Below are 10,576 nucleotides of genomic sequence, written 5' to 3' on the forward strand. Positions count from 1 at the left end.
GCCACCGTGAGTCAACATTTCCTTATAACATCCGGTCTCAGTTCGCCAAGACGCGTTGTGACGGGAAGGAGATTTCCACCAGCGTGCCTTCGTTCGGCGCGGAGGTGATCGAGAAGTGTGCCCGGTTCGCTTCGGCCATGGCCTTCGTCAGCGGCAGGCCAAGCCCGGTGCCGTCGCCGCGCTTGCGTGCGCCCGTCGTCACCTGTCGGAATGGCTTCATCGCCTGGTCCAGCTCGTTGCGCGTCATGCCGACGCCGGTGTCGCGGATCCGCAGGATGACGCTGCCGTTCGCCTCGTAGGAGGTCGACACGACGATCTGACCGCCTGAGGGCGTGAAGCGGATGGCATTGGCCAGGATGTTGAGCGCGATCTGCTTGATCGAGCGGCCATCGGCGACGACGTTCGGCACGGCTGCCGAAAGCGAGGTGCGGATGATGACGCGCTGGCTGTTGGCCTGGGGCTGGACGAGAGACACGGCCTCGGAAACCGCCTCGTTGATCTCGACGGCGCCGAAGTCGAGCTCCATCTCTCCGGCTTCGATCTTCGAGATATCCAGGAGATCGTTGACGATATCGAGCACATGGCGGCCGGAGCGGCCGATATCGCCGGCATATTCGATATAGCGCGGGTGGCCGACCGGGCCGAAATGTTCACTCGCCATCATGTCGGAGAAGCCGATGATCGCGTTGAGCGGCGTGCGGATCTCGTGGCTGACGCGGGCTAGGAACTCGGTCTTGTGGGCGTTTGCCGTTTCCGCCGCGCGCTTGGCGTTCCGGAGCTCTTCTTCCGTCCGCTTCCACTGGGTGATGTCGCGGATCACGGCGCAGAAGCCGTTCGATGCCGAAAGCCTTCCGATGGTCATGAACAGAGGGATGAAGCCGCCATTGGCCTCCCGCCCGATCACCTCGCGGCCGTCGTTCAGCACGCTTGCGACGCCGTGGCCGGAAAGGCCGTGCAGGTAGTCGATCACGGCCTTCTGGCTTTCATGGGCAAAGAGCGCCGCGAAGGGTTTGCCGCGGATCTCGGCCTCGTCATAGTTGAAGAGCGCGCTCGCCGAGCGGTTCACCGAGCGGATATCGCCGTCATGGCCGAGAACGACCACGCCATCGGTGGCCGTTTCCAGAATGGATTTGAGCTCGTCGATTTCCGTCTTCAGGCGATCGACCTGTTCGCCGCCTGCCACCGCCTCGTCACTCTTGGCCGGCTGGACGCTTGGCGCGCTTGCCGGCGTCAGTGCCAGCATCAGCGCGCTGTTGCCGCCCCAGCGGATCGAGTGCAGGCGCGCGATGACCGGCCGCAATTGGCCGTCCTTGCGGATCAGCGTCATCGTGCCGTCCGGTTCGCCGTCGATCGCCTCTTCGCCGTTGGCAAACAGCGCGTCTATGCCGCCTTCCTGTGCGAACGCGTCGAGATCGCTATAGGCCGTGAGCCGCAGGAACTCCGGATTGGCATGCAGCAATTGCTCGCCGCGATGGACGAGCATGCCGATCGGCAGGCTGTCGAGGATCTCGCCGCTAAGACCGATGTCGGCCGTTTGCTGCTGGACGTCGGTCTCGCTGGCGGCGTCGCGTGTCTCTGCGTCAAGCTCGGTTTCGCTTCCGCTTGCCGCGACAGGTGCTGCGTCCTCAATTTCCGGCTCGTCCGACGGGGGCTGCAGCGAAGCGGTGTCGTCGTTCTCACCCGCAAGGAGGGGCCCGTCTGTTGCCGCGCTGACTGTTTTGCCGCTTTCCGACGCGGCGTCTTCCTCTTCAGGCGGCTTGCCGAAATTCTCGCCCAGTTGCCGGGCGATCTCGCGAAAGGCCGCCTGTTCGCCGCGTGTCAGCCCGTTCGCCGCGCGGTGCTGCTCAAGCTCGACGACCTTGTCGGAGGTTCGCCGGCCTGGTGTCTCGACGACGCGCAGCACCGGGCGCTCGCCCTGGAAGGGATTCGAGGGGGGCGTGGGCTCTTCGACAAGGCTTTCCTCTTCAGGTGGAAGTTCCGTTGCTTCCGGCACGACCGAGAAAAGCGGCAGGTCTTCGGGTTCGGCAGCGCTGCCTTCGCCCGTGATAGTCTCTGTCGCAGGTTCAGGTGCGGGCGACGGTTGTTCTTCGGCCTGCGGTCCGGCCGCAACCCGGCCTTCGGCCTCAGCCTCGCCGGCTGGACTTTCGCTCTCGGCCCGTTCTGGCAGGGGCTCGTCCGTCTCCGCCTCGGTGAGGCCGAGCGCCAGGCCGTTGGCGTTCTCGTCCTCGACGGCATCGGCCAGGCGCACGATGCCGAAACCGCGGAAGCCGTCGAATTCGCGCGAGCGGGAATAGGTGGGTAAAGCCGCAAGATCGACCGGAACCTTGAGGCTCGTGCCTTGAATGGGCCAGAAAATCGTCTTGCCGGACCAGGTGTCGCGTCGCTGCAGCAGCGTGCCGATCTTGTGGTCGCGGTCGAGGTCGTAGCGTACCGCGACTTCGGTGAAGCTTGCGCCAATCACGTCGGCCGCGCGCGGGCCGACCGCGGTTGCGAATTCCTCGGAGATTTCGCTGAAGCGGCCCTCGGCATCGATTTTCCAGACGAAACGCACCGCACGACCGCCGGGCGTGAAGACGAACTCCGCCGGCTCCCCGGCAGCCTTGTCCACTTCGGTGATTTCGGCCGTTTCGTCTTCGGCTGCCTCGACGACAGCCGCTTCGGCAGCGATTTCAGTGGTCTCGACGCTCAGGTCCTCTGCGTCGGGTTCGTCCGCGGACGGTGCAATTGTCGTCTCGTCGGCGGTACTGGACGGCTCCGGCTCGATGACAGCGTCCGCCAGGACGCCCACTTCATCCGTGACCTCGACACCGTTGTCGATCTGCTGTTCGACGTCCGATGCGTCGGGTTCGTCAGCCGTTTCCAACGGCTCGAGCGGCGCCAGGCTTGCGGCCGGTTCGTCGCCCATTTCGTCGGTTGCCAATTCGGCGTCGGTCGCAATCTCGCTTTCGTCCGGACCCTGATCCTGGACGGGCGGCAACACCGGCGCTTGCTCGGCTGCAGGAGAGTGTTCCTCGGGGTCGAGAGTGCCGAGAATGGTCTCGACGGCAAAGAGCAGGTGCAGCGACGGATCGTCGGCGATCTTGCCGACGGCTGCCGGCAGATGGCCCTTGCGGGTGGCGACCGGCCGTTTGATCAGCCAGTCGTGGTCGCGCGAGACCGCGACGACGAGTTGCTTGCGCGTCTCGTCCGACATGCCGAGGTCGGGAAAACCCGAGGAATGCGCGACAACGGCGCCCTCGCTGTCGAGCACGGCCATGTGGGTGTCGGGGCCGTCCAGGCCGGCGATCATGCGTGCGGCCCGATCTTCGATCGAAAGCGGTGCGCCTGCATGCGGCGCGGTGAAGAGCACGGCATCCTCGTCCGGCCGAACGCGGATCATTTCGACGGCGACATTGAGCGGCGTGCCGCGAAAGCCTGAGTACTTGCGGATCGAAAGCTGGCGGCGATCGCCGACGCGCACGAGTTGCGCGGCTGCGGCGCGCAACTGGCGCAGCGAAAGATCGTTCTGTTCCGGTCCTGCATCGATGAAGTCATAGATCGATCCGGCACCGAAGAACGCGGCGCCCTGATCGTTTGCCCAGAGGATGCGTGCGAAGTCCCGCGAAAACAGGATCGCCGCATCGCCACGGGCGAAATGCTCTCGCACCCGCGCATGCACGGCGATGTCGATGAAAGGATACTGTCTCGCGGGCATGAACGGGCCTATTGACGGATCGCTTACGGGTTAACACTCTATTAATACCCGGCGGATCCGCGGGGGTCCAGCGAGGCCGAAGCTTCGTCCCGGCTTTCACCGCGAAAGGTTAATGCCCGGGTTTTTGTGCGCTGCACAATTTTATTGCAATGCACAAGGAGATCGACTATATAGTGCGCATCAAGCAACGGCGCCTCAGAAGAGGGCCTGACACCAAGGAGCGCTTTCATGGCTACCAAGAAGACCGACGACGTATTTTCCCTTTCCTCGTTCGACCCGGCGAAGATCACCGACAGCTTCCGCGATTTCGCGGAAAAGGGTGCCGCCCAGTCGAAGGAAGCCTATGCCAAGATGAAGACCGCCGCCGAAGAGGCGACGAAGACCGTCGAAGCCACGCTTGAAAGCGCTCAGACCGGCACCGTCGAAATCGGCCTCAAGGCGATCGACGCGCTGCGCACCAATGCGGAAAACTCGCTCTCGCACATGGAAGCGCTGCTCGGCGTGAAGTCGCTCTCCGAGTTTGTCGAACTGCAGACGAGCTTTGTCCGCAAGCAGGCCGAGCTTGCCGTCGAGCAGGCCAAGTCGATGCAGGAAGCGACCAAGAAGGTTGCCGAGAACGTCGCAAAGCCGGGCAAGGAAGCTGCCGAAAAGGCAATGTCCTCCTTCAAGAAGGTCTAAGCCGACCGACTGTGCTGCCTGGCGGGGAGCGACAGACCTTGTCGCCACCGGATCTGCCGGGCGCGCCGAAATCCAAAAAGACCGGATGGGTTGCCATCCGGTCTTTTTGCAGGATAATCTCAAGTTAAGGCTTGCAAAGCGACGGAAGTCTCCGTATGTGAGCCGCCAAGCGACACACATGTCGCGAGCAGTGCGGTTGTAGCTCAGTTGGTTAGAGCGCAGGTTTGTGGCACCTGAGGTCGTAGGTTCGATTCCCACCAACCGTACCATTTCCTTCTTATCTCATTGATATTGAAGCGCTTGCGTAGCAGCCATCGCCGCAAACATCGCGCGCTCAGAACAGCTTGGCCATCGCTCTCAGCGCCACCACGTCATCGACGCCATTCTGGTAAAGCTCGAACAGCCGGACTGCCAGCTCCTTAGCCTCCGATGAGCGGCGCGGAAGATTTCTCTCTCTAATCGCATCCCTGAAGACGTCTTCGATCTTGATGAATTCACCCGGCAGGATTGGCCGGCCCGTAACAGCGACAAGCATCGTTCCATCCTCCTTCCTCAATTCCGTATGCGAACCGCTTCTGGGGCGGGCCGCCTGTTCATCGCGGTCGCCCTGAGCCATCGCACAGGGTTTTTCCGATGGAGCAGAAACGCAGGAAGACAACTCCCTGTTCCTGCCGCTGCGCTACCCAAATCGGGCTAATCGGCTGCATGGCTGCCGCCCGAGGTGGATGAGAGACGGTCCAGTTGGGCCAACTGCCTATGGCGGGTCTCAGGCGTGAACAGGCAAGCCGCAGACCGACCGCAGACTGAATAGACATTGGGGCCATCCGCCGGTAAAATTTTGAGAAAGGATTCTCGGAAGGCGCCGCAATCCATGGCCAACGAATCCATCAAGCGCAGACTCGCCGCCATCCTGGCTGCTGACGTCGTCGGCTACAGCCGGCTGATGGAGCGTGACGAGACGAGCACCTACACGCGGCTCATGGCGCGGTGGAAAGAGGTGCTGGAGCCGCTCGTCGCCACCCACCAGGGCCGGGTCTTCAAGACGACAGGGGACGGCGTGCTCGTCGAATTCTCCAGCGCCGTCAATGCCGTCGAATGCGCCGCAGCACTTCAGCGGGAAATGATGGCCGCAAACAGGGATGTCCCGGCGGATCAGGCGATCGTGCTTCGCGTCGGCGTCAATATGGGCGACATCATGGTCGCCGACAGCGATCTCTATGGTGATGGCGTGAATGTCGCGGCCCGGATCGAGGCGCTCGCCAGACCCGGCGGCGTCGCCATCTCGGATGGTGTTCATGAATATATGCACGGCCGCATCGACCTCCGCTTCACCGACAGCGGTCACCACGAGGTCAAGAACATCGAACGCCCGGTGCACATCTGGAGCTGGTCGCCGGACGAATATGCGGGCGCTTCTGTCGAGGTCGTCGCCGAAACTCCGCCGCAGCTACCGGCTCGGCCCTCGATCGCCGTGCTGCCGTTCGACAACATGTCCGGCGATCCGGAGCAGGGTTATTTCGCCGACGGCATCACCGAGGACATCATCACCGATCTCTCGAAGGTTTCCGGCCTCTTCGTCATCGCCCGCAATTCCTCCTTTGCCTACAAGGGCAAGTCGCCGGATATCCGCAAGGTGAGCCAGGAACTTGGTGTGCGCTATGTCCTTGAAGGCAGCGTGCGCCGCGCCGCCAACCGTATCCGCATCAACGCCCAGATGATCGACGGCACGACGGGCGGTCATCTCTGGGCCGAGCGCTACGACCGCGGCATCGAAGACATTTTCGAGGTTCAGGACGAAGTGACCCGCACAATTGTCACGGCGCTCAAGGTGAAGCTGACGGCCGGCGAGGAAGAGCGACGCGAAAGCCGCGGTAAGGTCGATCCGGAATCCTATGATCTGCTCGTCCGGTCCCGTCAGGCCATTCTGCGGTTCGATGCCGTGTCGTCAGCGGAGGCGCGCAGCATGCTCGAGCGCGCTATCGCCATCGATCCGGGTTTGGCAGCCGCCTACGCGTCCCTCTCGATCATCGCCTTGACCGATTTCATCAACCGATGGAACGGCGGGACGGTGGACAATCTGGAGCGTGCCTTGGAACTGGCGCAGAAGGCTGTTGATACCGACGACAACGAGCCGCATGGCTATCACGCGCTTTCAATCGCGCTCTGCTGGATGCGGCGTTTCGATGAGGCCGAAAGCGCCGCCCAACGGATGATCAAGCTCGATCCCAATTCCGCCGGTGGCCATACCGCCCTCGGCACGATCCGGGACTTTCAGAGCCAGTTCGAAGACGCGCTGCCGTTCTATACGCGGGCTCATCGGCTCGATCCGCAGTTCGACCTGTCGCTGCATTTCCTGGGGCGGACCTTGCTGAACCTCGGCCGCTTCGACGAGGCCGAGATCGCCTTCATGCGCCGGCTGGCGCTGGCGCCGCGATCCGACATGACGCGCTTCTATCTCGCCTGCCTCTATGGTCGCACCGGGCGTCACGAGGAGGCGCGGCGCTATTGGCACGAGGTGTTCGAGGTCAACCCGAACTTCTCCATCGACCACCTCAAACGGGCCTTGCCCTATCGGGACCCTGCCGTGCTCGGCCGCCTCGTGGATGGACTACGGGAAGCCGGCATTTCCCTTTAGATGCGACACCGGACAGCATGCGTTCTGAGACGCTCTGATCCATCGCTTCTGGACCATCGCTCATCAACGAGGGGAAGGGCGCGTGTCAGGAAGTCCATGCGGCCTCGCCGGGGTAGCGTCCCGTGGCGCGATTCACCGTTTACTGCTTGCTCGCGAGCCAATGTGGGACCATTCTCAGGTTGATCCTGGCTATACGCTAAGACGAGAGGTCAGGCCGTGCGCCGCTGTGCGGCCTCTTCTTTATTGGTCCTTCGGGCGAGGAGGTTGACCATGTCTCCACAATATCAGGACCATCCGCTACGACTGGGCGACCAGGCTCCGAACTTTGTGCTGGATGCGATCTCACGCGAGGGCAAGATCGCCCTTGATGATTTTCGCGGCCGTCGTCCATTGTTGGTCGGGTTGTATCGGGGCCTGTTATGTCCCTTCTGCCGTCGCCATGTCGCGGCAATGGCACAGTTAAACCCGGCTTTGCGCGAAAAAGGCGTGGACTCTCTGGCGGTGGTGAACACCCCGGTCGAACGCGCGCGGCTCTATTTCCGCTATCATCCGATCCCCGGCCTTCTTGCTGCATCCGACCCGGAGCGGGCGTCACACCGCGCCTTCGGCTTACCCCTCCTCGAGTTCACGGAGGATGAAACCGACTGGCCACACAAGGTCGGAATGGACCTGGTCAAGACGATGCGGGTCGATCGGCCGGGGGAATTGCCTGAACCGATGGACCCGGCAACCGCCGGCGATCTTCTGAGCGAAAAGGATGGGTACGAAATCACAGACGCCGATCAGCAGGTGAGGACACCCGGTCATATGCAGCTTGTCGGCCATTTTCTGCTCGATCGAGAAGGTGTGGTGCGCTGGAGCTTTACAGAAGTTGAGGACCAGGGTCAAAATATGTGCCAGGCGCTCAATCCCAAGGAACTGATGGCGGCCGCTTCACAAGTCGCACATTGATAGCGAAAATTCGCTCGACGAGGCCGCCGGGTTGCCGACGCGCGATTGTGGCGGATTTCTCCGATTCAGGCGTGTCAGACGAAGATCTGATGTTCCGCCGTCACCAGTTCCTGCAGGAAAGCCACGACTGTGCGCACGCGCACGAGCTCGTGGGCGCTTTCGTGATAGGTGGTCCAGTAGGCGCGGCGGATGGGCGTCAGCCAAGCGGCGCGATGAGCGGTGGACTCGTTCGTGACGAGCTTTCACCAGAAAACTCCATAGAATGTGATATAGATTATGACCCCAAGGGAAATCGCAAGCGATGACCGGATCATGAAGTCAACGAATCTGAATTGATATCCGAAGCTTCCAATGTACGATCTCATGGTTTTCTTCCTTTCTTATTTTGTTTGTGATCGACTATAGCCGTGCTCTGGCCATGTTTGGCAGTTTGTACTTCTCCTCCGAGGGGTGGGCCCAAGGTGTTATTTGATTAATTGGAAACAAGCGCCTTCCCGCGAATAGGCGACATTATTCCGAGCTGCCGGGCTTACGTTTCTGTTTGCAATAGAATGCCCGTGCGGCTGTCAGCAGCGCCTCTTCGTCCAGTGGGTAGAGGCGGAACTCGGTCATGAGAAATTGCGCCAGCCGCTGAATTTGTTGGCCCTGCCGCGATATTCCGCACTCAGCACAAGCCGCGTCAAATACGCGCCGGAGCACGCCAATTTCGGTCTCACTCAATGCCGGGACGATATCATCGGAGTACCCGTGCATAGAGCCTCTCTTTCAATTGTTGAACATCTGCGGGTGCCCCGGGGCGCGTCGCGTTTAAACGGCCTCGTGCAACGCGCTTCGACAGTTTGATTTCACGCGTGTCGCTATCGCCAAACCGCTGCGCACTTTTTGCGCGACATGCTTTAGGGCGTGTTGAGAGTACGCAGAGCCCGCGCCGCATTCTTTTGGCTGAGCCCCGTCATCGTCCATGAACCGATCTTTGCCGGCACGCCCGTGAACACATGGTAGATGGTGTACGACCTGTCGCATTCGACGCGGCGTCCGTATTGATAGAGCCTCATGGATCTGTTGGGCGCCCCGCCTTCCGATTCCCATACACTAATGGCGAGTGCGTGTTCTTCGTCGCTATTTTTCATATCGCGTCCCTAACCTCGGTTTCGGTGTGTGTTCCAATGTTCAAAGCCGTCTGTCTCTCTGGATGGCTTCCTGAAGAAAATCGTCTGAACAGCACCGATGCATCCTTACTTCTGTGATGAGGGCGATAGGTTTCGGTCGCATAGGCCGACATCTTCGTTCGACTTTTGGGGCTAACTGACGAGCCAAGCGGCAAACGCCGTTACCCATCGAATTGCTGTCTCTCCGATTTGGGCGAGAGGGAGATTGCGTGCCTGTCGCGGTCCACTGCGATGAGGCCTTCAAGCTCCTCAGGATCGATGGCAACAAGTCGCATTTGGTATTTGTTCTCGACCGTCGCCGGCAGCTTGATGAGGGTCGCCACGCGGCGATAAGCCAGCCAGGAGATGCCTTCAATCAACTCCTCGTCCTCATCAACTTCGTAGTCGCCCGGGGCCACCATCTCGCAGAGGCCTGGCATCCAGAACGGTTCATCGAAATGGACGGTTCGGTATTTCGTACGGGTAAACATACTGCCCCCTTTCTTATGGCGAACGCCGTTCGCAAGGTTCAGCCAAATCGGGCTGGTCTGGCGCCAATGCAGCGCGAACAACTGCCGTCAAGGATCGATGATTGGTGAGTTTGGCGGTCTGGAGCCTCTGACGAAGCAAAAAGCCAAGCTGGCCTAAGAACGACGTTTAATCTGTATCCGATGATTGAGGCTTTACCAAGATATTTTGGGAGTATTAGACGGACTCATGAAAAATTTCTGGAGAATTCGACGTCAGTTGATATATATAAATCCAGAGAAAGATCAAGAATTATGTATTTCTATAAATATTAGTATCAATAATTAAATATCGAATATTTCACATTAACATCGATTCTTGATTGTTTACATTGACGTTTTTAAAGCGCAAACTGGAAAATCTGGATTGCCATTGGCTCATGGTCCGAGCGCGGGCCTGTAACGATCCCGATAATCACCTGATTAGAGGGAGCAAAGTCATGACACTCGATCGAATTTTTGAATGGACAAGACCCTACGCCATTGGTTTAGGCATTGGGCTTTTCGCGGCGCCGATTGTCGGTTTCAATGCTGGATGGCTTACGACCACGACTGCCAGCACGCGGGCGGCGGAAACCGCTCAGGTGGATGCATTTGCGGGCATCTGTTCAAGCGCAGCAGGACGAATGGCTACTGCCAGAAGCACGGACCTCGCTGCAATCAAAGGCTTCGACAATCGTGCGAAACGCGATGAATTCGTAGCCGCAATCATGACCGATATCCAAGTTCCGGCAGGTCTCGTAGGCAAGGTCGGTACGAATTGCAGTCGCTCATTGTCCTGAGTTGCTGTGGACGCCGTGCACTGGCATCGCAACCAAAATGAAAATTAGGAGGTCGCCGTGAGGAACTTTACTCTCGCTCGATTCTATACGTACGATTTCACCCGACTGTTCGTCGCGCTTGGGTTTACGCTCGCGATAGCCGTGATTGTCTATTCCGCGCT

Annotated in this window: 8 protein-coding genes, 1 tRNA gene and 1 pseudogene; 5 read left to right on the top strand and 5 right to left on the bottom strand. The window is 60.2% G+C overall.

What is annotated here, in order from left to right; genetic code table 11:
- Positions 1-37: 37 nt before the first annotated feature.
- On the bottom strand, positions 38-3,694 hold the full coding sequence (locus ACTJKE_RS00295; RefSeq protein WP_058325410.1) for a PAS domain S-box protein: 3,657 nt from the start codon (positions 3,692-3,694) through the stop codon (positions 38-40).
- A gap of 228 nt (positions 3,695-3,922) precedes the next feature.
- Here ACTJKE_RS00295 and ACTJKE_RS00300 point away from each other — a divergent pair, with 228 nt between their 5' ends.
- Positions 3,923-4,372: a phasin gene (locus ACTJKE_RS00300; RefSeq protein WP_057250983.1), complete on the top strand. Its 450-nt coding sequence runs from the start codon at positions 3,923-3,925 to the stop codon at positions 4,370-4,372.
- A 192-nt stretch (positions 4,373-4,564) separates the two neighbouring features.
- Positions 4,565-4,641 (top strand) — tRNA-His (locus tag ACTJKE_RS00305).
- 65 nt (positions 4,642-4,706) lie between these two features.
- Here the strand turns inward: ACTJKE_RS00305 and ACTJKE_RS00310 are convergent.
- Positions 4,707-4,907, bottom strand: coding sequence for a hypothetical protein (locus ACTJKE_RS00310; RefSeq protein WP_143032880.1), 201 nt, complete (start codon positions 4,905-4,907; stop codon positions 4,707-4,709).
- Between the two features lie 336 nt (positions 4,908-5,243).
- Here ACTJKE_RS00310 and ACTJKE_RS00315 point away from each other — a divergent pair, with 336 nt between their 5' ends.
- Entirely contained in the window at positions 5,244-7,007 is a 1,764-nt protein-coding gene (locus ACTJKE_RS00315) for an adenylate/guanylate cyclase domain-containing protein (protein WP_058325412.1), read from the top strand.
- Between the two features lie 270 nt (positions 7,008-7,277).
- Positions 7,278-7,958, top strand: coding sequence for a peroxiredoxin-like family protein (locus ACTJKE_RS00320; RefSeq protein WP_058325413.1), 681 nt, complete (start codon positions 7,278-7,280; stop codon positions 7,956-7,958).
- Between the two features lie 74 nt (positions 7,959-8,032).
- On the opposite strand, the pseudogene ACTJKE_RS00325 reads toward ACTJKE_RS00320, so the two are convergent.
- The 3 genes and pseudogenes from ACTJKE_RS00325 to ACTJKE_RS00335 form a co-directional block, all read right to left on the bottom strand.
- Positions 8,033-8,149: pseudogene (locus ACTJKE_RS00325) on the bottom strand (LysR family transcriptional regulator); the annotation flags it as partial.
- A 319-nt stretch (positions 8,150-8,468) separates the two neighbouring features.
- Positions 8,469-8,711, bottom strand: a complete 243-nt coding sequence (locus tag ACTJKE_RS00330) for a hypothetical protein (protein WP_057250975.1) — start codon at positions 8,709-8,711, stop codon at positions 8,469-8,471.
- A 577-nt stretch (positions 8,712-9,288) separates the two neighbouring features.
- On the bottom strand, positions 9,289-9,597 hold the full coding sequence (locus ACTJKE_RS00335; RefSeq protein ID WP_058320540.1) for a hypothetical protein: 309 nt from the start codon (positions 9,595-9,597) through the stop codon (positions 9,289-9,291).
- Positions 9,598-10,073: 476 nt separating this feature from the next.
- Between ACTJKE_RS00335 and ACTJKE_RS00340 the strand changes: the two genes are divergently transcribed.
- Entirely contained in the window at positions 10,074-10,415 is a 342-nt protein-coding gene (locus ACTJKE_RS00340; RefSeq protein ID WP_057251108.1) for a hypothetical protein, read from the top strand.
- Positions 10,416-10,576 lie beyond the last annotated feature (161 nt).

Origin of the sequence: Ensifer sp. 22521 (genome assembly GCF_052044795.1) — a bacterium.
Taxonomy (GTDB): domain Bacteria; phylum Pseudomonadota; class Alphaproteobacteria; order Rhizobiales; family Rhizobiaceae; genus Ensifer.

Excerpts from the sequence above, each read along its gene's own strand:
- ACTJKE_RS00295 (WP_058325410.1), bottom strand. The coding sequence starts at position 3,694 with ATGCCCGCGAGACAGTATCCTTTCATCGACATCGCCGTGCATGCGCGG.
- ACTJKE_RS00300 (WP_057250983.1), top strand. The coding sequence starts at position 3,923 with ATGGCTACCAAGAAGACCGACGACGTATTTTCCCTTTCCTCGTTCGAC.
- ACTJKE_RS00310 (WP_143032880.1), bottom strand. The coding sequence starts at position 4,907 with ATGCTTGTCGCTGTTACGGGCCGGCCAATCCTGCCGGGTGAATTCATC.
- ACTJKE_RS00315 (WP_058325412.1), top strand. The coding sequence starts at position 5,244 with ATGGCCAACGAATCCATCAAGCGCAGACTCGCCGCCATCCTGGCTGCT.
- ACTJKE_RS00320 (WP_058325413.1), top strand. The coding sequence starts at position 7,278 with ATGTCTCCACAATATCAGGACCATCCGCTACGACTGGGCGACCAGGCT.
- ACTJKE_RS00330 (WP_057250975.1), bottom strand. The coding sequence starts at position 8,711 with ATGCACGGGTACTCCGATGATATCGTCCCGGCATTGAGTGAGACCGAA.
- ACTJKE_RS00335 (WP_058320540.1), bottom strand. The coding sequence starts at position 9,597 with ATGTTTACCCGTACGAAATACCGAACCGTCCATTTCGATGAACCGTTC.
- ACTJKE_RS00340 (WP_057251108.1), top strand. The coding sequence starts at position 10,074 with ATGACACTCGATCGAATTTTTGAATGGACAAGACCCTACGCCATTGGT.